This is a genomic window from Segatella bryantii (assembly GCF_022024215.1).
Lineage (GTDB): Bacteria > Bacteroidota > Bacteroidia > Bacteroidales > Bacteroidaceae > Prevotella > Prevotella bryantii.
The window spans coordinates 962,408-984,106 of sequence record NZ_CP091798.1; the positions used below are offsets into that span (position 1 = coordinate 962,408).

Annotated in this window: 17 protein-coding genes and 2 tRNA genes; 9 read left to right on the forward strand and 10 right to left on the reverse strand. The window is 37.9% G+C overall.

Annotation, left to right across the window (positions count from 1 at the left end):
* Window positions 1-84 precede the first annotated feature (84 nt).
* The 3 genes from L6471_RS08030 to L6471_RS08040 all read right to left on the reverse strand — a co-directional run bounded on the left by L6471_RS08030 (window position 85) and on the right by L6471_RS08040 (window position 6,260).
* Window positions 85-1,491 carry a PFL family protein gene (locus tag L6471_RS08030; protein ID WP_006282314.1) on the reverse strand — a complete coding sequence of 469 codons (1,407 nt, stop codon included), beginning with the start codon at window positions 1,489-1,491 and terminating at the stop codon, window positions 85-87.
* A 21-nt stretch (window positions 1,492-1,512) separates the two neighbouring features.
* Window positions 1,513-1,785, reverse strand: a complete 273-nt coding sequence (locus tag L6471_RS08035; RefSeq protein ID WP_006282313.1) for an ACT domain-containing protein — start codon at window positions 1,783-1,785, stop codon at window positions 1,513-1,515.
* A gap of 146 nt (window positions 1,786-1,931) precedes the next feature.
* Window positions 1,932-6,260: a translocation/assembly module TamB domain-containing protein gene (locus tag L6471_RS08040; protein ID WP_237797663.1), complete on the reverse strand. Its 4,329-nt coding sequence runs from the start codon at window positions 6,258-6,260 to the stop codon at window positions 1,932-1,934.
* Window positions 6,261-6,622: 362 nt separating this feature from the next.
* Here L6471_RS08040 and L6471_RS08045 point away from each other — a divergent pair, with 362 nt between their 5' ends.
* From L6471_RS08045 to nqrF, 6 genes are read left to right on the forward strand one after another with little or no spacing between them, the layout of a single operon-like run.
* Window positions 6,623-7,972, forward strand: a complete 1,350-nt coding sequence (locus tag L6471_RS08045; RefSeq protein ID WP_006282310.1) for a Na(+)-translocating NADH-quinone reductase subunit A — start codon at window positions 6,623-6,625, stop codon at window positions 7,970-7,972.
* An 18-nt stretch (window positions 7,973-7,990) separates the two neighbouring features.
* Complete coding sequence (locus L6471_RS08050) at window positions 7,991-9,148, forward strand: NADH:ubiquinone reductase (Na(+)-transporting) subunit B (RefSeq protein ID WP_006282309.1); 1,158 nt, start codon at window positions 7,991-7,993, stop codon at window positions 9,146-9,148.
* A 13-nt stretch (window positions 9,149-9,161) separates the two neighbouring features.
* Complete coding sequence (locus L6471_RS08055; protein WP_006282308.1) at window positions 9,162-9,794, forward strand: FMN-binding protein; 633 nt, start codon at window positions 9,162-9,164, stop codon at window positions 9,792-9,794.
* Between the two features lie 24 nt (window positions 9,795-9,818).
* On the forward strand, window positions 9,819-10,448 hold the full coding sequence (locus L6471_RS08060) for an NADH:ubiquinone reductase (Na(+)-transporting) subunit D (protein ID WP_006282307.1): 630 nt from the start codon (window positions 9,819-9,821) through the stop codon (window positions 10,446-10,448).
* Window positions 10,449-10,466: 18 nt separating this feature from the next.
* Entirely contained in the window at window positions 10,467-11,093 is a 627-nt protein-coding gene (gene nqrE / locus L6471_RS08065) for an NADH:ubiquinone reductase (Na(+)-transporting) subunit E (RefSeq protein ID WP_006282306.1), read from the forward strand.
* A gap of 28 nt (window positions 11,094-11,121) precedes the next feature.
* Window positions 11,122-12,390 (forward strand): NADH:ubiquinone reductase (Na(+)-transporting) subunit F, encoded by a 1,269-nt coding sequence (gene nqrF, locus L6471_RS08070; protein ID WP_006282305.1) that lies wholly within the window; start codon window positions 11,122-11,124, stop codon window positions 12,388-12,390.
* A 501-nt stretch (window positions 12,391-12,891) separates the two neighbouring features.
* On the opposite strand, the gene L6471_RS08075 is transcribed toward nqrF, so the two are convergent.
* The 4 genes from L6471_RS08075 to proS all read right to left on the reverse strand — a co-directional run bounded on the left by L6471_RS08075 (window position 12,892) and on the right by proS (window position 15,085).
* Window positions 12,892-12,962, reverse strand: a tRNA-Cys gene (locus L6471_RS08075).
* 191 nt (window positions 12,963-13,153) lie between these two features.
* Window positions 13,154-13,224: transfer RNA gene (locus L6471_RS08080), tRNA-Cys, on the reverse strand.
* 84 nt (window positions 13,225-13,308) lie between these two features.
* Window positions 13,309-13,536 carry a FeoB-associated Cys-rich membrane protein gene (locus tag L6471_RS08085; protein ID WP_074614311.1) on the reverse strand — a complete coding sequence of 76 codons (228 nt, stop codon included), beginning with the start codon at window positions 13,534-13,536 and terminating at the stop codon, window positions 13,309-13,311.
* Between the two features lie 67 nt (window positions 13,537-13,603).
* Window positions 13,604-15,085, reverse strand: coding sequence for a proline--tRNA ligase (proS, locus tag L6471_RS08090; protein ID WP_006282304.1), 1,482 nt, complete (start codon window positions 15,083-15,085; stop codon window positions 13,604-13,606).
* A 121-nt stretch (window positions 15,086-15,206) separates the two neighbouring features.
* Between proS and L6471_RS08095 the strand changes: the two genes are divergently transcribed.
* Genes L6471_RS08095 through L6471_RS08105 form a run of 3 tightly spaced genes read left to right on the forward strand, consistent with a single transcriptional unit; the run spans window position 15,207 to window position 19,030 of the window.
* Window positions 15,207-15,896: an OmpA family protein gene (locus L6471_RS08095; RefSeq protein ID WP_006282303.1), complete on the forward strand. Its 690-nt coding sequence runs from the start codon at window positions 15,207-15,209 to the stop codon at window positions 15,894-15,896.
* A complete protein-coding gene (gene mtgA / locus L6471_RS08100) occupies window positions 15,893-16,633 on the forward strand; it encodes a monofunctional biosynthetic peptidoglycan transglycosylase (RefSeq protein WP_404830165.1) in 741 nt (246 codons plus the stop codon). Before L6471_RS08095 ends, mtgA begins: the two co-directional genes overlap by 4 nt.
* Window positions 16,634-16,678: 45 nt before the next feature.
* The gene (locus L6471_RS08105; RefSeq protein ID WP_237797664.1) at window positions 16,679-19,030 is read left to right on the forward strand and encodes an ATP-dependent helicase; all 2,352 of its coding nucleotides are present in this window, start codon (window positions 16,679-16,681) and stop codon (window positions 19,028-19,030) included.
* A 66-nt stretch (window positions 19,031-19,096) separates the two neighbouring features.
* Here L6471_RS08105 and L6471_RS08110 read toward each other — a convergent pair whose 3' ends face one another.
* Genes L6471_RS08110 through L6471_RS08120 form a run of 3 tightly spaced genes read right to left on the reverse strand, consistent with a single transcriptional unit; the run spans window position 19,097 to window position 21,597 of the window.
* A complete protein-coding gene (locus tag L6471_RS08110; RefSeq protein ID WP_006282300.1) occupies window positions 19,097-19,228 on the reverse strand; it encodes a hypothetical protein in 132 nt (43 codons plus the stop codon).
* Window positions 19,229-19,234: 6 nt separating this feature from the next.
* Window positions 19,235-20,758, reverse strand: a complete 1,524-nt coding sequence (locus L6471_RS08115; protein WP_006282299.1) for a DUF4270 domain-containing protein — start codon at window positions 20,756-20,758, stop codon at window positions 19,235-19,237.
* A gap of 32 nt (window positions 20,759-20,790) precedes the next feature.
* Entirely contained in the window at window positions 20,791-21,597 is an 807-nt protein-coding gene (locus L6471_RS08120) for a glycogen/starch synthase (protein WP_027453722.1), read from the reverse strand.
* Between the last annotated feature and the right edge of the window lie 102 nt (window positions 21,598-21,699).

Sequence of the window (21,699 nt, forward strand, 5' to 3'; positions counted from 1 at the left end):
GGAAAAAGGCAGATAATACAGATATTTACCCTTTCAGCATTCTTTTTGAGCTAAAAGGATAAATATCTGTAAGATTAAGTGTTTTTAGTTCTTAAACGAATGGATTGGTGCAGGAATTCTTCCACAACGATCTACAAATCGCTGGCTTGAGAAGGTGTTGACAGGCATGATAGGTGCATGACCTAGTAAACCACCATATTCTACAGTATCGCCAACCGACTTGCCGACTGTTGGAATTATTCGTACGGCTGTGGTCTTTTGGTTGATCATACCGATAGCGCTTTCGTCTGCAATAATACCTGATATAGTTGTAGCAGGAGTGTCACCAGGGATAGCAATCATATCGAGACCTACAGAACATACGCAAGTCATGGCTTCCAACTTCTCGATAGTAAGTGCTCCTGCTTCTACTGCATCGATCATACCTTGATCTTCACTAACAGGAATAAAAGCACCTGAAAGTCCTCCAACATATGAACTAGCCATAACACCACCTTTTTTTACCTGATCATTGAGTAAGGCTAAAGCTGCAGTTGTACCTGGAGCACCAGGATGTTCTACACCTATGCACTTTAGAATGTCAGCAACAGAGTCGCCAATGGCAGGGGTAGGAGCAAGTGAAAGGTCGATGATGCCGAATGGGACATTTAGCCGGCGACTTGCCTCCTGTGCAACTAACTGACCAACACGTGTAATCTTAAAAGCGGTCTTTTTGATAGTTTCACAAAGTAATTCAAAGTTAGCAAGTTTAGGCTTACCATTTTTATCGAGTTCTCTTCCGGCCTGAAGGTCCATCTGTTCCAAGGCATATTTTACTACACCTGGTCCGCTTACACCTACATTAATGATAGCATCTGCTTCGCTTACACCATGAAATGCACCTGCCATGAACGGATTATCATCTGGTGCGTTACACAGAACTACCAGTTTAGCGCAACCAAGAGAGTCTGCATCTTTGGTTTCCATAGATGTTTCTTTAATAATGTCGCCCATTAATCGTACCGCATCCATATTGATACCTGTCTTGGTAGAGCCAACATTTACACTAGAGCAGATACGTTCAGTGCAGGCCATAGCTTTAGGGATAGACCTGATAAGAAGTTCATCACTCTTAGTCATTCCCTTACTTACTATTGCAGAATAACCACCAAGAAAATTAACGCCTACTTCTAGAGCAGCTTTGTCGAGAGTCTTTGCAATTTGTACATAATCTCCTGGGGTATGACAGCATGCACTACCTACCATTGCAATAGGAGTGATACTGATTCGCTTGTGTACAATAGGAATACCTATTTCTCGAGAAATTTGTTCACCTGTAGCTACAAGATTTTTGGCTACTGTGGTAATTTTTGTATATATCTTTTCGCATGTAGTATTGAGATCACTATCAGCACAATCTAGAAGGCTTATACCCATTGTGATGGTTCGCACATCTAAATTTTCTTGCTCCACCATGCGATTTGTTTCGAGTACTTCCGAAATATTAATCATAGCTGTGTAGTCTTTTTCAGATTATATACGATGCATTTTGTTGAAGATATCTTCAAGCTGTATTTTTACCTGTACGCCAGTTTCCTTGCCTAATTGGGTAAGTTCGGTACTGATAGTATCGAATGATTTTGACGATTTTGTCATGTCAACAATCATCATCATATTGAAAAATTCTTGAACGATGGTCTGACTAATATCAAGGATGTTAATCTGATTATCAGCTAGGTAAGTACATACTTTAGCGATGATACCTACGGTATCTTTGCCAACTACAGTTATTATTGCTCTTGTCATGATATACTTATTTTGAATTATTTTATGCAAAGGTAAGCAAATTATAAGGATATCATGAATTTTTGATTAGAAAAATAAGAAAACTTGAACATTTATAGACTTTTTGTCAAACATAGACTCGTCGTACTGTCTTCTTCTCGTTTAGCCTATTTTTTGTTTTCCTTTTTGTTTGCTATCTTTTTTGACTTATTTTTTTTCTTTGTCTTCTTAATGCCGAAAAAGTCATGGATACCATTAAAGTCTTTTTTCAGAATCAGACCGATACCTTGGGTGTTGAGTGTATTCTTGATGAAATAGCGATCATTGCTCTGATTATACACACGAATGGCGAAATTTCCATTAGGGTGGAGTAAATAGCGAAGATCAAAATCACCGATAAAACTACTGTTTGTTGCTGATTTTGAATTATCTCGATAGCCAAATTGACCATTGAAAAGTAAACGATTGTTGAGCATACGGCCGCTTAATAGTCCTTCGTATTCTGCATTGTTCCAGCCTTCGTCACCGGTAGAGATATTGGCACCAAAATTCCAGTTGGTATTGTGAACTACTGTCTTTAGTACATTGTTAAACTGTTGACTAATCGTTCCACTAATAAGGCTCTGCATCGCCAAGGAGGCTTGGCTTTGTCGATTCGCTTCTTCTGCAACAGCATTATTGGTGTTTTTATTATAGAATCGACCGATGGCAAGCAGATATACCACTTGTTGCTTCATTTCATCAGTACCATTGATCGTACTATAAATCATTTGCTTGATGTTACTGTCTACATGAGGTAAATCCATGTCGAAGTTAACTTTCGGATCTGCTGGAGTACCTGTAATATTCATTAAACAGTTTACACGTATAGTTCCACCGCCGAAAGAGTTGCCTAGGTTCAAATCACTTAGACTCACTCCGTTTACTGTATATTGTGCTTTGAGTTGAAGTGGGGAAAGGAATGGGTCACCACTAAAAGTAATGGAACTTCCTGGCATAAACTGAAACTGTTTCTGAATAATATTCTGAATAGTGAGCTGATAAATGCCATTGTTGATAGCATAAGTACCAAACATATTGAAGGCACCCTTATTAAAGTAATTTGCATGGATAACACCATCACCATGAAGAGTGATGTAGTCTCCTGTTGCTGCATCCATTAACAATTTTACAGTAAGGTTTGGATTTGCATGAATCAGAAAATTGATTTTCATATCAGATGGAATATCAATTTCTGAAGGTTGCTCTTGCTGTTGGGGTTCAACAACTGTAGTATTTTTAGGTGTGGCATCGTGCCAATGAATAAAGTCTTGTTGTCCAACACTTTCAGGGCTTGATACATTATATTCGAATGTTGAACCTTGTTCTGGACTAGCATCAATGTCTATGATGGTTTCTCCACTTTTACCTCTGATAGAGCAGGTTCCTGTAGCATATACTGTTCCACAGAAAGTATTGTTACCAAATGTTTTTTGGTCATAGCCTAACAGATTTTGTGCTTGGATATTTATATTATAGTGCAGTTTGGATAGGTTGGTGTGGAGTAAGTCTCCATCTACAATACCGATATGTCCTTCGCGATCGTACACGGTGTCATTGTATAAGGTTATTTTATTACGAGTCGCTTTTGCCTTCATGTGCTGGAAGGAATATTCGGTGTTGAGTGGAGCTATATGTGTCTTACCTGAAGCCTCGATGTCTCCTATTAAGTTAGGACCACCGTGACTCAAAGGACCGACGAGTTGTACATCGCCATATGCTCGGGCGTCTATTTGGTCCATAAAGCTTCCGCAGAAAGATTTGAGGAAGTCAAGGTTGGTCCCTCTTGCACCAATGTTTAGCAAAATATCATTTCTTCCAGGTGCTACCCATCCGTTTATCTGTGTGTAATGCCCTGATCCTTCGTCTGCAATAGCTTGAATATCAATTTGCTCCTTAGGCTTATTATAGTTAACGTGAGCCTGTAGGGTTCCCATTGTTCCATCTTGGAAAGTGAAATGACTAACGGTAAGGTCAGCCTTGGCGTCAGGCGATTTGAATACAGATTTAAGACTTGCTTCACCAGAAGCGTATCCTCCAAATTCTACCGAGTGAAAATTGATAAGGTTAAGAATGTATTTGATATTTACATTCTGAAGGTTGACAAGGAGTGAATCTGTTGCCTGATCTGTTGCTAATCCCGAAATGAGAATGTGCTGATCATTGTGTCTTATATTAAAATGGTCTACGGTTAAATGATTTTTGTAATAAATAATGTCTGAAGGTTCAATTGCCCACAAAGAGTCACCTATAAGAATATCGGAACGATGTATGCTCATGTGGGCAGCTGGTAATCCTGTATTCATCTTATAGAATTGAGTTTCAGTATTGAGCAATCCTTTAATTTTGAGTTCAGGATTGTTATTGTTATAATGTAGTGAGGTGGCCAGTTTATTGTTATATGCAGAAGCTTCTACTTTGAAACTATTTGTGCGTCCAGATTCTGCCAACATGCTTACATGAATGTCTGCTTTTAGAGTATCGTTAGGTGTGTTCATGCGGATATAGCCATTCTTGTATTGCTTACCATTAATTATAAATTGTGGCATGTCTGCATGTAAGTTAAGTTGGTGGATACGGTCATTGAGCATTCCATTGATGGTAATAGGCTGCTGAATAGTAACCGGCAAGTGGAAAAGGTGTTGCAACCAGTCGCTTTTGCTAATTGATCCCTGAATCGTAAAGTCGTTACCGTGTACTGGTTTTGGGGCAGGAAGTCCAGGTAGGGTAGGTAGTTTATTGCCAACAAGATTGATAATACTTTGAGCTAGAGTTTCATAATTGAAATGACCTTTTAGCTGTAAATCAGCAAAATCACTTTGTAGTTTTAGTTCGTGAGTTTTATTTTGGTTACCAGCAGTTATGTGTAATTTATCTAGATAATAATTTTCTTTTGCTGAATGCATCTTAAAATGTGACAGGTCAAGATCTCCTGCTATCGTATTGATATTGTTTCCTACAAAGTCAGCTTTAGCTGTAAAGGCAAAAGTGGTAGCAGGAAAGGTCTGAGTAAGATGGAGTGCGGATGGATTAAAACGATCAACTTGAACCTTTGCTGTTACAGAAGGCTTGCTTGATGCAGAGTTAAAAAGTCCTTGAAGTGTCACTTTCGCATTGGCATCGTTGATAGAAGCAAGACCACGGAAAAGTCCGTTAAAAAACGTACCATCTACGTGTATGTTGCGATATGAATACCCCTTGTAATCTATTCGCTCAATGTTTCCTTTAGCTATAAGTTGTGATAAATGATTTTTTTTATCGGTCTTACCTTTTATATGAATACTTGTACTGAGAATGCCTAAATGCTTATCATTTAGTATTTTATCTAGATTTATACCCCTGGTTTCCAGCGTTCCATTAAACTGTTGGTTATGTTTCCCTACACTTAAGTTAACCAGACCTTGAGAAGTGGTAAGAACTCCTTTGGCAGCAAGATAGTTGCCATAGCCACCTATTTGTCCATGATAGGCTATGTTGCCTAGTCTCTTAATCATGTCTGGTATCTTAAAATGTGCTCCTGAATTATTGGCAATGAGTGAAATGCCCTTGTCGGTAATTCTCAGTTGTCTGATTTCGGCATTCCATTTAGGTTTGTAACTCCAATCTCTTACAAATCCTGAAGCGTCTACCACTACTTCATTGGCGTCGGTTTTGATATTTAGGTGTTGTATACGGCAAGATGTACTAGTACCATTGAAACTAGTAGAGATATGAACTGTACTTTGTACCTTGTACAGTTCCGGTATCAGGGCTGCGATATCGTTAAGTGTAACCGCTGATGGAGCGATCTCGCCTTCATATTCAAGCGTCGGCATGAGTAGCTTACCATTTTCGAATCGATATTGTGCTGAAATCTGAGGAATATCGATAGTGGTATGTGGTAAACAAATATGGAAATCTGTCAACTGCGCCTGTCGATGGTTAGCTTTAACTTTAAAGTTCAAATCTTTTAATTTTAGTCCTGAAACTTCTTCCATAGCCAAACGCTTAATATTGATGTTGGCTGAATCTTCTTCCAGTGCATTCACAATGATATGTGCGCTGATATCATGAATGTTAATGTGATCAAGCGTGAAAAGGCCAGGGGTTTGTGCAATAAATCGCTTGTTCCATTGCACAGATCCATGTCTAATGATGAGAGAGTTAATCTGTAAATTAATAGGAGAGTGGCTCGTCGTATCCTTAGAAGCTAAAGAATCGAGTATAAATTGAAAGTTAGGCTTAGATTGCCTAGTTTGTTGATATAAATTAGCATTCAGACCGAAAACTTGGGCTGAAGAAATTCTAATCTTACCTTGAAGTAGGTCGAGTAAATCTATACGCACAGAAAGGCGATATGCTTGGAGCATACGTTCTTCTTCATGATCGTACATCTGGACATTGTCGATAATAAGTCGGTTAAATATTCCAATGTCAATTTTTTCTACGGAAACCCTTGTTCCAAACTTATTTTCCAAGGCAGTGCTTACTTGGCTACCTACATAAGACTGCACTACTGGAATATGCAGTAATGTAACAATACCAAAATATAGTCCTGCTAAGGTCCATATAAAGGTGTTAATGATATGTTTGAGTCTTTTCAGATGTCCCTAATTTAATATGTTTTGCTTAAAGCTAAGCAAAGATAGTAAAAAAGTTTGTAATTTGTAAACCCTGCTTTACAAAAGTTTATAATTTGCCAATTTTTGCAAGAAAATATAACTTTTTGTTTCTGAATTAACATAATTTTCGCTATATTTGCAAACATACTATTCATTAAAGAAAATTTATTCAATTAATATTTCAGCAGGGATGAGAATATCCCATAAAAGATGTAGTTATGGCAAATGTAATTAAGTTACGTCGGGGCCTAGACATTAATCTTATAGGAAAGGCTGAGGAGAAACTAACAGAACTCTCTAAATGTGAGGAATTCGCATTGGTTCCAGAGGCTTTTGTTGGTATTACTCCTAAAGTTGTTGTCCATGAGGGAGATGTGGTCAAGGCTGGAGATGCTTTGTTTGTGAATAAAGCTTTTCCTGAGGAAAAATTTGCTTCACCTGTTAGTGGTACTGTTACTGCTATCGTGAGAGGTGAACGTAGAAAGGTGCTCTGCGTAAAAGTAAGGGCTGATCTAAATCAGCAGTATGTAGATTTCGGTATCAAGAATGTCGATGAATTAACTAGTGAAGAAGTAAAGAAAAGTCTGTTGGATGCAGGTTTGTTTGGCTACATGAACCAACTTCCTTATGCTATTGCAACAAATCCAAGTACAACGCCTAAGGCTATTTTTGTTTCTGCTTTGCGCGACATGCCTCTTGCTGGTAATTTTGAGTATGAATTGAAAGGAAATGAGGAGGCTTTTCAGACTGGTATTTCTGCCCTCTCAAAAATTGCAAAGGTGTATTTAGGGGTCGGAAAGAATCAGTCTAATCAAACTCTGTTATCTGCTAAGAATGCGGAAGTTAACGTTTTCGATGGAAAGTGTCCTGCAGGTAATGTAGGAGTTCAAATTAATCATATAGATCCTGTTAATAAAGGTGAAGTCGTTTGGACTGTGGATCCTTCTGCAGTAATCTTCTTTGGTCGTCTTTTCTTGACGGGTAAAGTGGATCTTCGTAAGAAAGTAGCTGTTGCTGGTAGTGAAGTTAAAGACCCTTCTTATGTTGAAGTATTGGTAGGCACACCATTGAAGGCTATACTCGAAGGTAATTTAAAACAAACGGAACATGTACGTATCTTGAATGGTAACCCACTTACAGGTATAAAATCTTCGATTGAGGATTATCTTCATGCACATGTCTCAGAGGTTACAGTAATACCAGAAGGTGATAATGTAGATGAACTCCTGGGTTGGATTATGCCAAGAACTAAACAGTATTCTGCTAATCATAGTTATTTTTCATGGCTCTTTGGTAAGAAAGCCTATAATCTGGACGCCCGTATTAAAGGTGGTGAGCGTCATATGATTATGAGTGGCGAATATGATAAGGTCTTGCCAATGGATATTTATAGCGAATATCTAATAAAGGCCATTATCGCTGGTGATATTGATAAACAGGAACAATTAGGTATTTATGAAGTAAGTCCTGAAGATTTTGCTTTGGCAGAGTTTGTTGATTCATCTAAACTGCCGTTGCAGAAAATTGTCAGAGAAGGACTGAATACACTTCGAAAGGAGAATGCTTAATTATTTAATTATTACAAAATGAGTGCTTTAAAAAATTATTTAAATAAGATAAAGCCAAACTTTGAAGAGGGTGGTAAGCTGCATTCGCTTTGGAGTGTCTATGATGGTTTCGAGAGTTTCCTCTTTGTGCCTAATAAGACATCGCAGAGTGGTGTTTCTATCCATGATGCTATCGATAGCAAGCGCATCATGAGTTTTGTGGTTATCGCTTTGTTGCCAGCTCTATTGTTTGGTATGTATAATGTAGGTTACCAGAATTATTTGGCAGCAGGTACACTTGCAAATGCTTCTTTCTGTGAGATTTTTGGCTTTGGATTTTTAGCTGTATTGCCGAAGGTAATATTAAGCTACGTTGTAGGTTTAGGCATTGAGTTCGCTTGGGCCCAGTGGAAACATGAGGAAATTCAGGAGGGTTATCTTGTTACAGGTATTATAATTCCACTGATCATCCCTGTAACTACACCGTGGTGGATATTGGTATTAGCTATTGCTTTTTCTGTAGTCTTCTGCAAGGAAATCTTCGGTGGTACTGGTATGAATATCTTTAATGTTGCTATAGGTGCCCGTATGTTTCTGTTCTTTTCTTATCCAAGTTGTATGACAGGTGATAATGTATGGGTTGCTAAAGATGCTATTCTGGGACTAGGTAATAATCTGCCAGATGCTTTCACTATGGCTACTCCTTTAGGACAGATTGCTCAGGGCTCTGCTGTTCAGGCTTCCTTAAGCGATATGATCTTCGGCTTTATTCCAGGTTCTATAGGTGAAACTTCTGTAATTGCTATTGCTATAGGAGCTGTTATTTTGCTCTGTACAGGTATTGCTAGTTGGAAGACAATGTTGAGTGTCTTCGTAGGTGGAATTGCTATGGCTCTTCTTTTCTCTGCCACTGGTAAGACTCCTATCGCTTGGTATGAGCACATTGTTTTAGGTGGTTTCTGTTTTGGTGCTGTATTTATGGCAACAGATCCTGTTACATCAGCACGTACAGAATGTGGTAAATGGGTATATGGTTTCATTATTGGTGCGCTTGCGGTAATCGTTCGTGTACTAAACCCGGGTTATCCTGAAGGTATGATGTTAGCCATTTTCTTCGGTAATATGATAGCTCCTCTTATTGATTATTGTGTGGTAGAACGCAACATTTCTAAGAGAGCAAAACGTTTAATTAAATAAGGAGGGCATGGCAATGAAAACTAATTCAAATTCATATACCATTATTTATTCGGCAGTAATTGTCATAATTGTAGCCTTCCTGCTCGCATTTGTTTTCAAGGCCTTGAAGCCTATGCAGGATGCTAATGAAGCACTTGATAAGAAAAAGCAGATTTTATATAGTTTGAATATTCGTAATCTGAATAACGCTGAAACAGAGGAAACTTATGCGAAGGTTGTTAAATCGGAAAAAAGTGTAAATGAGGGTAGGGGTACTATCTATACTTGTAATATCGATGGTAAAACTAAGTATGTATTCACCGTCAAAGGAATGGGTCTTTGGGGTGGCATCGGTGGTTATATCTCAGTAAATGATGATAAAAATACAGTATATGGTGCTTACTTTACTCATGAAGGTGAAACTGCTGGACTTGGTGCAGAAATCAAAGATAATCAGAGTTGGCAAGAAAAATTCCAGGGAAAGAAACTCTTTAAGGATGGTGTAACTAATGAAATTGCACTCTCTGTAAAGAAAAAGGTGGAAGACCCTGTTACACAGGTAGATGCTGTGACTGGAGCTACTCTGACCAGTAATGGTGTTGCTGAGATGCTGATGGATAAAGATAAAGGTCTAGGACAGTATCTTGATTTCTTGAATCAAAAATAATTAACCGTAATATATTATTTCAAGATGAGTTTATTTTCAAAACAAAATAAAGCCGCATTCATGGAGCCTCTGCACTTGAACAACCCTATTATGGTTCAGGTTCTAGGTATCTGTAGTGCGTTGGCTGTAACTTCACAGTTGAAGCCTGCTCTCGTTATGGGTTTGGCTGTAACAGTGATTACTGCTTTTGCTAATGTAATTATTTCTATCATCCGTAATACAATTCCTATGCGAATTCGTATTATTGTACAGTTGGTAGTGGTTGCTGCCTTGGTGACTATCGTTAATCAGGTATTGAAGGCTTTCGCTTATGATGTGAGCGTTCAATTGTCTGTATACGTTGGTCTGATTATCACAAACTGTATTCTGATGGGGCGTCTGGAAGCGTTTGCTATGAGCAATAAACCTTGGCCTTCTTTTCTCGATGGTGTGGGTAATGGCTTAGGCTATGCTATCATTCTAATTATCGTAGGTGCTTTCCGAGAGTTGTTTGGTCGTGGTAGCCTTTTAGGTTTCCAACTTATTCCTCAGTCATTCTATGATACAGTAGGATATATGAATAATGGTATGATGACTATGTCTTGTACAGCCCTTATTCTTATTGGTGTTGTTATCTGGATTAATCGTGCTTTTTTTGCTAAGGACGATAAATAATTTTAAAAGACAAGAAAAATGGAACACGCAATATCATTATTCTTCAAGTCTATTTTTGTAGATAATATGATTTTCGCATACTTTTTAGGTATGTGTTCATATTTGGCTGTAAGTAAGAATGTTAAAACGTCGCTTGGATTGGGTATCGCAGTTACTTTTGTGTTGCTTGTAACCGAACCTGTTAACTATTTGCTTCAAACAATGGTGCTTGGCCCTAATTGTCTAGTTGACGGCGTAGATTTGAGCTATTTGAGCTTTATTCTTTTTATCGCAGTTATAGCTGGTATTGTACAGTTGGTAGAGATGGCTGTAGAAAAATATTCTCCATCACTCTATGCAGCCCTTGGTATCTTCTTGCCGTTGATTGCTGTAAACTGTGCAATTATGGGTGCCTCTTTGTTTATGCAGCAACGTATTCTTCTCGATTCTTCTAATGCTCAGGCTATTTCTAATATTTGGGATAGTTTTGCTTATGCTTTGGGTAGTGGTATCGGATGGACGCTTGCTATTGTGATGTTTGGTGCTATTCGTGAAAAAATGGCTTATAGCGATGTACCTAAGCCTCTTCAGGGTATGGGTATCGCTTTTATTACTGTGGGTCTCATGGCTATGGCTATGATGTGCTTCAGTGGTCTGCAGTTTTAGTTAACATGCTTACAAGAAGATAATAATTATGGGACAATTTATAATACTAAGTATAGCAGTCTTCTTGATCATCATTTTGCTTTTGGTGGTTATTCTGCTTGTTGCTAAGAAATATCTTAGTCCAAGTGGTAAGGTTACTATCACAATCAATGGTGATCAGAAGTTGGAAGTAGAACAGGGTAGTACTCTGCTTTCTACGTTAAATGAAAATGGCATACATCTTTCTTCTGCCTGTGGTGGTAAGGGTAGTTGTGGTCAGTGTCGCTGTCAGGTGCTTGAAGGCGGTGGTGAAATTTTAGATACAGAAAAAGGTCACTTTACTCGTAAGGAAATCAAGGATCATTGGCGTTTAGGATGCCAAACCAAGGTGAAAAATGATCTTTCAATTAAGGTTAGTGATGCTATCCTTAATGTAAAAGAATGGGAGTGTACTGTTATCAGTAATAAGAATGTATCAAGCTTTATCAAAGAGTTTAAGGTGGCTTTACCTCCAGGTGAACACATGGACTTCATCCCGGGTTCTTATGCACAGATTAAGATTCCTGCTTATGACTGTATTGACTATGATAAGGATTTTGATAAAGAACTTATTGGTGAGGAGTATATTGGTGCATGGAAGAATTTTAATATACTCTCTCTGAAGGCTCATAACCCAGAAGATACAGTTCGTGCTTACTCTATGGCTAACTATCCTGCTGAGGGTGATATTATTACTTTGACAGTTCGTATTGCAAGTACTCCATTTTTACCACGTCCTCAGGTCGGTTTCCAGGATGTACCAACAGGTATTGGTTCTTCATATATCTTCTCTTTGAAGCCTGGTGATAAAGTAATGATGAGTGGGCCTTATGGTGACTTCCATCCTAATTTCACTAGTGGAAAGGAGATGATTTGGATTGGTGGTGGTGCTGGTATGGCTCCTTTACGTGCTCAGATTATGCATATGACAAAAACATTGCACTGTACTGATCGCGAAATGCATTTCTTCTATGGTGCTCGTAGTTTGAGCGAGGCTTTCTTTATGGAAGACTTCTGGGAGCTGGAGAAAGAATTTCCTAATTTCCACTTGCATTTGAGTCTCGATCGTCCTGACCCTAAGGCTGATGAAGCTGGTGTGAAGTATTATGCTGGTTTTGCTGTTAACTGTGTACGTGATACTTATTTGAAGGATCATGAAGCACCTGAAGATTGTGAATACTATCTCTGTGGACCTCCAATGCTGATTAAGACTGTAACTGATTATTTGGATAGTATTGGTGTAGAGCCGGAGAGTATCATGTATGATAATTTTGGCTAATATATTTTCAACATGATAGTGTAAAAAAAAGGGATCGGGCTAATTGGTTGCCCGATCCCTTTTTTGTGTTCATTATCTTTTAGGGCTATCCGCTAAAACTTTTTATTGTCACAGAAGTAACATTCAATTGCTGATTATAAGCGATTGAATGTTGTTTTTTTAAAGGTATGTCACTAATCACTTAATACTCATTCCTATCGGCTGTTTAATAAATACATCCATAAGAGTAAGATTGTTTTCTCCAAAAAATGCTTTTGGAAGCTTTTAATGGCTGGCTGTGAAGTAAAATGGTTCAATTATATGTTTTTTTGTAGAATATCAAATGTCTTTTTAAGCGAGTTGATAATCTTTTTTACAGTTTTTTTTAGAGATTTTCGTAGTTTGGTATTTAAGGATAAATGATATCTTTATTAAGTCTCTAATTGGAATCGATAGGTAATGAATGAGGGGATAGAGAATAAAAAAAAGAAACCTTTCTAAAAGAAAGATTCCTTTTTAATGAGGTGCCTAGCAGAGTCGAACTGCTCTACACGGTTTTGCAGACCGTTACCTAACCGATCGGCCAAGGCACCGTTATCACGGTGAAGCACCATTTCTTGATTGCGAGTGCAAAGGTATGAAAAAAAAATGATACCACCAAACTTTTAATTGTTTAGATTGTATATTTTTTTAGAATATTTGGAATTGCAAGTATGAGCGGTTTGGAAGGTCGAAAAATAAAATAGGAAGAAAATAAAAATATTTTCTTCCTATTATAATTAAGAGGTGCCTAGCAGAGTCGAACTGCTCTACACGGTTTTGCAGACCGTTACCTAACCGATCGGCCAAGGCACCATTATTACGGTGAAGCACCATTTCTTAATTGCGAGTGCAAAGGTATGGATTTTTTTTGATATAGCCAAACTTTTGTTTGCTTTTTTATTGATTTTTTTGTGAAAAAGCTGATGCTTTTCTGTAACAGCGTGGTCGTGAGCTACTTTGTTGTCTTTGTTTTTTTAGAATTTCGTCGTGAAGTGTGCAGCCAGCGCAGCCATAACATTTGTCTTTGGAATGCTTTATGGTTTGAATGATACGATAAATGGCATAAATCCATGCACTTAAGACAATTATGGCAACAATGATATATTGTACAGTTAATAATTCCATATTGTTAAAATAAAAAAAATAGGGGCAAGTTATCAAGAACTGCCCCCATATATTATGTGTGACTAAATTAATAGCTTTTCGCAATAATTACGCGATACTTAGAAGGCTTACCTGTAACCATGTCGACACCAGGAGTTTGTTCGTAAGCGAAAGGCACGCAACGGATAGTAGCCTGTGTGTCTTCTTTGATTTTAGCTTCAGTTTCTGCTGTACCATCCCAGTGGCAAAGGAAGAAACCACCATCCTTAATACGCTCTTTAAATTCTTCGTAATCATCGCATTCGTAAATCTTAGAATCACGATATTTCACAGCACGGTCGTAGATATTCTGCTGGATATCATCAAGCAAATTTTTGATACGTTCTACGATACCATCAAAAGTAACGTTTTCTTTCTCGAGAGTATCACGACGCATTACCTCAATAGTGTTGTTTTCGAGGTCACGACCACCCATAACAAGACGAACAGGTACACCCTTCAACTCATAATCTGCATATTTGAATCCAGGACGCTTATTGTCAGCATCGTCATATTTTACAGAAACACCAAGTTCTGTTAATTGATCGATAACAGGCTGTAGTTTTTGGTTCAGCTGTTCATGTTGTTCGTCATTCTTATATATAGGAATGATAACTACTTGCACTGGAGCTAATTTTGGAGGAAGTACTAAGCCATTATCATCAGAGTGAGTCATGATAAGTGCACCCATCAAACGAGTAGAAACACCCCATGAAGTAGCCCAAACATATTCAGGTTTATTCTCTTTGGTAAGATATGTAACATCGAAACTCTTAGCAAAGTTCTGTCCTAAGAAGTGAGAAGTACCACTCTGGAGAGCTTTACCGTCCTGCATCATAGCCTCAATAGTGTAAGTGTCGAGAGCACCTGCAAAACGTTCTGTCTCACTTTTTACGCCCTGAATAACTGGTACAGCCATATATTTTTCTGCAAAATCTGCATATACATGAAGCATATCCTGTGCCATCTTTTCAGCCTCTTCGCGAGTTGCATGAGCAGTGTGACCTTCCTGCCATAAAAACTCTGAAGTACGAAGGAAAGGACGGGTACGCATTTCCCAGCGCATAACGTTGCACCATTGATTGCACTTAATAGGCAGATCTCGCCAACTGTGAATCCAATTTTTATATGTATTCCAGATAATAGTCTCAGAAGTAGGGCGGATAATAAGTTCTTCTTCTAACTTAGCCTCAGAGTCTACCTCAACGCTATTACCGTCTTCTGAAGATTTCAGACGATAGTGAGTAACAACGGCACATTCCTTTGCAAAGCCTTTAACGTGCTCTGCCTCGCGAGAAAGAAAGCTTTTAGGGATAAGGAGAGGGAAATAGGCGTTCTGTACACCTTTAGTTTTGAACATTTTGTCCAATTGCTCTTTCATTTTCTCCCAGATAGCAAAACCATAAGGTTTGATAATCATACATCCTCTGACAGGAGCCTGTTCTACCAAGTCTGCCTTGGTCACCAAATCGTTATACCACTGACTATAATTGTCAGAACGTTTGGTAAGTTCTTTTAATTCTTTTGCCATTATACTAATGTTTATATTTTATTTTGCTCGCAAAAGTACAAAAAAATGTTGATAAACTGAATTACTTAGTGAAAAAACAATTATCTTTGCAAATAATTCGTTTATAAAAAGATTAGAGATTATGAGAAAGATGAAGATTACAGTAGTCGCATTGGCTGCTTTGTTAACAGTTTCAAGCTGTGGTACAAGCCAGGGAACAGGTACTGGTATTGGTGCTGGTGCTGGTGCAGTTTTAGGTGGTTTAATTGGTGGTTTGGCTAATAATAGTCATCATGGAACAGGTGCTGTTGTAGGTGCTGCTATCGGTGCTGCTGTTGGTGGTTTGGCTGGTAATCGTATTGGTGCTCACATGGACAAGAAAAAGGCTGAAATTGCTCAGCAGGTTTCTAATGCTAAGGTTGAGGAAGTTACTGATGCGAATGGTTTGAAAGCTATTAAGGTTACTTTCGATAGTGGTTTACAATTTGATTTGGGTAAGTCTACTCTTAAGTCTGCAGCAAAAAATGATTTGGCTAAATTTGCTTCAACATTGAAAAATGATCCAATGTTGGCTGTAGATATTCAAGGTTATACAGATGCAACAGGTGGTGATGCTATTAATCTACCTTTGAGTGATAAGCGTGCTAAGGCCGTTTCTTCATACTTGGTCTCTCAGGGTGTTTCTAGCAGTCAGTTTAAGAATGTTGCAGGTTACGCTAGTGCTAACCCAATCGTTAATGCTACTGTAGCTCCTGAAAACCGTCGAGTTGAGGTTTATCTGTACGCCAGCGATAAAATGGTAAAGAGTGCAGAAAATGGTACGCTTGAATGATGAAAAAAAAAATATTTGTAATTTTAAGATGGATGGTGGCACTGTTTTTCAGTACCACCATTCTTGCTGTAGTGATATATAGGTTTTTACCTGTATATTTTACACCTTTAATGTTTATTCGTTGTGGTGAACAATTAGCTGATGGTAAGAGTCTTACCATGCATCATCACTGGGTGTCTATGGATAAAATCTCAGAGCACATGCCAGTGGCAGTAATGGCTAGTGAAGATCAAAGATTTTTACTTCATCATGGTTTTGATTTTGGTGCTATCCAGAATGCTGCTAAGCACAATTTGCGTGGAGGAAGTAAAATCCATGGTGGAAGTACAATTAGTCAGCAAACGGCTAAGAATGTGTTCCTTTGGCCGGGTCGTAGTTGGGTTCGTAAAGGCTTCGAAGTGTATTTTACTTTTCTTATTGAAACTCTATGGAGTAAGCAACGTATAATGGAGGTGTATCTTAATAGTATAGAGATGGGTGATGGTATTTATGGTGTAGATGCTATTGCTGAATATCATTTCCATAAGAATGCTAAGGATTTGTTTAGGGGAGAATGTGCACTTATTGCTGCAACTCTGCCTAACCCGCGTCGATTTGACTCGTCTAATCCTAGTGCATATATGCGCAAACGCAAAAGACGTATTGAACGAGAAATGAAGTTTATACCTGTTTTTCCAGAAGAGGGTGAAGATGTTGATCCCAAAACTGTTGTGGGCGGTGCTTATCGTGGTAAATAATAGCATGATAAGTAGCTAGTCTGGAAAACTTGATAGAATAATAAAATGGAAGAAAAAGAATTGTTAAGTCAGCTGAATGATTCTCAGCGGGCTGCTGTCGAATATCTTGATGGAGCATCATTAGTTATAGCTGGAGCTGGTTCTGGTAAGACACGTGTGCTGACCTATAAAATTGCATATTTGTTAATGAAAGGATATGAGCCTTGGGATATTTTGGCTCTTACCTTTACTAATAAAGCTGCTAAGGAAATGCAATCGCGTATAGGAAGTCTTGTTGGTGCTGATCGTGCCCGTTATCTCAATATGGGTACTTTTCATTCCATTTTTGCCCGTATCCTTCGTCGTGAAGCTGCTCATATTGGTTATAATCCTAATTTTACTATTTATGATGAAGCTGATTCTCGTTCTTTGATTAAGACGATTATCAAAGAGCTGCAGTTGGATGATAAAATTTATAAACCTGCTGGTGTACATAGTAAGATTTCAATGGCTAAAAACCATTTGATAATGCCAGCTGATTATGCGCTGGATAGAGAGTTGATTAGTCGTGATATTGATACTCGTCAACCTGCTATTAGTCAGATATATACGACTTATCAGCAACGGTGCCAAAACGCAAATGCAATGGATTTTGATGATTTGTTAGTTTTGACATATATTCTTTTCAGAGAACATGAAGATATACGCCGAAAGTATGCAGATCATTTTAGATTCATTTTGGTGGACGAGTATCAGGATACCAACTATGCACAACAGTGTATCATATTGCAGTTAACTAAAGAAAATCCACATGTTTGTGTAGTAGGCGACGATTATCAAAGTATTTATGGTTTCCGTGGTGCGAATATTGATAATATTCTTAAGTTTAGTAAGTTGTATGCTAATGCACAACTTTTTAAATTAGAACAGAATTATCGTAGTACTCAACATATTGTGTCTGCTGCTAACAGTTTGATGAAAAAAAATGAACGTCAGATACCGAAAGATGTATTCAGTACAAATGCCGAAGGTGAGAAGTTGACGTTGAAGCCTGCTTACAGTGATAAAGAAGAAGCAATGATTGTCTGCAAAGATATCAAGCGTATTATGGCGGCAGATCATGCACAGTATTGTGATTTTGCTATTTTATATCGTACTAATTCTCAGAGTAGAAGTTTTGAGGAGGAAATGCGTAAACAGGATATTCCATATCGTATTTTTGGAGGGTTGAGTTTTTATCAACGTAAAGAAATTAAGGATATCATTGCTTATTTTCGTTTGATTGCTAATCCGAATGACGAGGAGGCTTTTAAACGTATTATTAATTATCCGTCTCGTGGAATCGGCAATACCACTTTGGCAAAAATTGCAGAGGCGGCACGTAAATATGGAGTAAGTTTTTGGGATGTTATCTGTTCACCTACTCATTTTGGCCTGAATGTAAACAAGGGAACTCTTAATAAATTGGATGTTTTTAGAGCTCTGATTACTTCTTTCATGGAAAAAATGCCAAAAGTAGATGCATTTGAGTTGGGACAGGAAATTATTAAAGTTAGTGGCATCACTGCTGATATTTATTCTTCACGTGAACCTGAAGCCTTGTCTCGACAGGAAAATTTAGAAGAGTTCCTGAGTGGTATGCAAGATTTTGTCGAAGGTAGACGAGAAGAGGGAAGAGAAGATGAAATATTTCTTTCCGATTTTCTCCAAGATGTTGCTTTGATGTCAGATTTGGATAGTGATAGTAATGGTGAAGACGAGCAGAGTAGAGTCTCACTGATGACTATTCATAGTGCAAAAGGTCTTGAGTTCTCTACAGTCTTTATAGTCGGATTAGAGGAGAATATCTTTCCAAGTCCTATGGCTGCTAGTTCGGCACGGGAATTGGAAGAGGAGCGTAGATTGCTTTATGTTGCTATTACGCGTGCAGAAAAACACTGTATTCTTACTTGCGCTAGAAATCGTTGGCGTTATGGTAAGATGGAATATGACACTCCAAGCCGATTCCTTCGTGATATTGACCCAGCTTTGCTGAATGTGGAAAGTGAAAGGGGCGGAATGGATAGCTCTGTTGATACAGATTATACTGCCCGTTATAGTGGTCATACAAGTCGTTATTCAAGTATTTATAATCAGTCTAAGCCAAAAGAAGTTCATTTAACTCAATCGCATTCGAATCAGAATTTGAGAAGGGTAGTGCCTTCTTCTGCTGCCGCGAGTACAGTTTCGTCATCTATGGTTAGTACTAATGCTGGTAATCTGTCTGTAGGTAGTATTATAGAACATCAGCGTTTTGGTATCGGTGTCGTTCAAAAATTAGAGGGAACTGGAGAAAACACCAAAGCTACAGTAGAATTTAAGAATGCCGGTACTAAGCAACTTCTTTTGAAATTCGCACGTTTTAGTATTGTGGGCTAATAAATACCAAGTCTATAAGAACTTTAAAAGGCATCCTTTATTTTTAAAGGATGCCTTTTAAAGTTCTTATAGACTTTCATCATCAGGCTTTTCGATATTTCTAGAATTTGTCTTGGGTAATCTTTGTTTACGTCGAAGCCAAGCCGCTTTCCTTTTTTCATAATCTTCGCGATGACGCTCTAGATAATTATCAGCCATATAGATTTATTCTTTATCGAATCTACTATAAATAACACTGATTGTTATTGGAGATTCATTTTTATCAAAACTTGTACCTCTAACTAATTTGGTACTTCCTAACGACATATCATTTGTTACCTTAGAAATAGTTGTTGTAGAACTATTTGTCGTCGTAGAAATCGTAATAGGTACGATGATGGCTTTATTCCAGTTCTCACTATTTGTACCATTCTGTTTTGCCTTCCACATGCTAGTTACAATGCCTGAAATGTTATTGAAGTTGTAAGCATTAGACACTGTACTTGTAGAAGTTGAAGTATAAGTTGTATAGTAGGATGTGCGATAATTAATAATATCTCTATTTTCAAAGAATGATTTCATACTGTCTACAGGAATAATCATCAGTGTAGTAGGGATTGGTAATTCGTACTTCTCTGAAGTTTGATTATTGATACGTCTTATTACCATTTTCGCACTACTAATTGAATCATTTTCATGATTGCGCATAATTTCCTCGATAGGCAATGTTACAGTAGTAAACAGTCCAGCGGGAGTCTTGATATAAGTACAGCTCTGATCTGCTGCCATTTGTGTCATTAGCTCTTTATTGTTAGCTATGCTTGTATGCTGCAATACCTCTGAGGTTCCATCGAGGAAATCGTACGAAACATATTTAACAGTACTAGAATTTCCCTGTTTTACACCTGAAATGGTATCGTATTTTACAGTAGTATCATAGAACATTGTTAAACGAGCATTATAAATGTATAGCATGTTTCCTGTACCTGCAGTATGCTCGAAATATAGACCTGGAGATACGTAGTGATTAAATTTGTAACTATTTTTAAAATTCTTCGGCTCTTTATTATACATTTTTGCGATATAGTCACCATAGTTCTTGTAAGTGACACCATCTTTAGTATAGTTATCGTTTAGCCAAAATCTTGTAAAGTGTTGATAACCAGTTAAATCACCTAATCCGTTAGTTCTATTAAAGTCTGCAGCAGTATACACGCGAGAGCTAATAGCCTTTTCATTTACATAGCCTGCAGTTTTAGGATTAAAAGTGGTATAATAATTCACACCTTCTTCCATCGGCTTGTCCATCGGATAGATAGATGCTTTCATATTGGTTAAGCTATCGCCGTAAAAACTATTATAGTAGACGAGAACGCTTGTAGAATCCACGATAACGGAACCATCAGTATCTCTATTGATTTTGCGTGTAACTCTTACAGAGTCATTGAGCATGTAGGTAGAGTCAACAAAGTATGCTTCGTCCTCAAGAACATGCAACTGCGTCATATAGTTACCTGTAATGTAACTCATCGTTTCTGGGTCTTTCACTCGTCCCAGATAGCCAGTCGTATTATTTGCCAACACAGAATCTGGTACATAAGAATCAGAAATTACACCAAATGTATCTGTAGATACAATGATGTTATCCATATCATCAGTAAGGCTTCCGCCAATAGTGTCGGTTGTGTCGTCGCATGCTGTAAATGCAAAAGCAACGGCAGCAATAGTTGCCAAAGATTTAAAATTCATGTGATATTATAAATGAATAATATATATATTTTTTATTCACCGGCTATCTTATTAAAGAAGTCAGCATAAGACTGAGCATAGTCATCGCCAGGATTGCTCATTACAGGAATGTTTTTCTCCTTGGCATATGCCAAAAGTTCTGGATTAACGTCTTTACCAGCTTCAATGATGCCATCACTATAGTCGATAGCTAGTTTACCTAATTCCATAAAATCAAACGGTTTTGCATAACCTTCGAGTAAACTGCTCTGTGCTTCTTTGAAATCAACTAATTTAGTAAAGTCTTCGCCAAGATCACTCTTCAGCTGATTTTCGTGGAATGAAGTGATAACTTTAGCATTTGCAAATGAAGGTTCTTCATTGAAAGCTTTCTTAATGTAAAAAGGAACAACTGCACTAATCCATCCTTGACATACGATAATATCAGGTGTCCAACGTAATTTCTTAACAGTTTCCAATACGCCACGAGCATAGAAAATAGCTCGTTCACCATTGTCTGCATAGTCATCGCCACTTTCATTTGCACTCATTTGTCGCTTTTGGAAATAGTCATCGTTGTCGATGAAGTAAATCTGCAATCTTGAGGTAGGTATTGAAGCCACCTTAATGATTAGTGGGTGGTCCGTTTCATCGATAATAAGATTCATTCCTGAAAGGCGAATTACTTCGTGTAATTGGCCCCTACGTTCATTAATTGTACCCCACTTAGGCATGAATGTGCGGATCTCAAATCCTGCTTCTTGTGTCTTCTGTGGTAGGTCTCTACCTAATATAGACATTTCTGTCTCTGGTACGTACGGAGTAATTTCCTGGTTAATGAATAATACTTTCTTTGCCATTTTATAACTTTTATAGTGTTGCAAAGGTACAAAAAAAAGTTCTTTTTTTGTCATAAAATCTATTAAAACCGATAATTGTGACCATTTTTGGCATATTTTTAT

Excerpts from the sequence above, each read along its gene's own strand:
- L6471_RS08030 (WP_006282314.1), bottom strand. The coding sequence starts at position 1,491 with ATGATTAATATTTCGGAAGTACTCGAAACAAATCGCATGGTGGAGCAA.
- L6471_RS08035 (WP_006282313.1), bottom strand. The coding sequence starts at position 1,785 with ATGACAAGAGCAATAATAACTGTAGTTGGCAAAGATACCGTAGGTATC.
- L6471_RS08045 (WP_006282310.1), top strand. The coding sequence starts at position 6,623 with ATGGCAAATGTAATTAAGTTACGTCGGGGCCTAGACATTAATCTTATA.
- L6471_RS08050 (WP_006282309.1), top strand. The coding sequence starts at position 7,991 with ATGAGTGCTTTAAAAAATTATTTAAATAAGATAAAGCCAAACTTTGAA.
- L6471_RS08055 (WP_006282308.1), top strand. The coding sequence starts at position 9,162 with ATGAAAACTAATTCAAATTCATATACCATTATTTATTCGGCAGTAATT.
- L6471_RS08060 (WP_006282307.1), top strand. The coding sequence starts at position 9,819 with ATGAGTTTATTTTCAAAACAAAATAAAGCCGCATTCATGGAGCCTCTG.
- nqrE (WP_006282306.1), top strand. The coding sequence starts at position 10,467 with ATGGAACACGCAATATCATTATTCTTCAAGTCTATTTTTGTAGATAAT.
- nqrF (WP_006282305.1), top strand. The coding sequence starts at position 11,122 with ATGGGACAATTTATAATACTAAGTATAGCAGTCTTCTTGATCATCATT.
- L6471_RS08085 (WP_074614311.1), bottom strand. The coding sequence starts at position 13,536 with ATGGAATTATTAACTGTACAATATATCATTGTTGCCATAATTGTCTTA.
- proS (WP_006282304.1), bottom strand. The coding sequence starts at position 15,085 with ATGGCAAAAGAATTAAAAGAACTTACCAAACGTTCTGACAATTATAGT.
- L6471_RS08095 (WP_006282303.1), top strand. The coding sequence starts at position 15,207 with ATGAGAAAGATGAAGATTACAGTAGTCGCATTGGCTGCTTTGTTAACA.
- mtgA (WP_404830165.1), top strand. The coding sequence starts at position 15,893 with ATGATGAAAAAAAAAATATTTGTAATTTTAAGATGGATGGTGGCACTG.
- L6471_RS08105 (WP_237797664.1), top strand. The coding sequence starts at position 16,679 with ATGGAAGAAAAAGAATTGTTAAGTCAGCTGAATGATTCTCAGCGGGCT.
- L6471_RS08110 (WP_006282300.1), bottom strand. The coding sequence starts at position 19,228 with ATGGCTGATAATTATCTAGAGCGTCATCGCGAAGATTATGAAAAAAGG.
- L6471_RS08115 (WP_006282299.1), bottom strand. The coding sequence starts at position 20,758 with ATGAATTTTAAATCTTTGGCAACTATTGCTGCCGTTGCTTTTGCATTT.
- L6471_RS08120 (WP_027453722.1), bottom strand. The coding sequence starts at position 21,597 with ATGGCAAAGAAAGTATTATTCATTAACCAGGAAATTACTCCGTACGTA.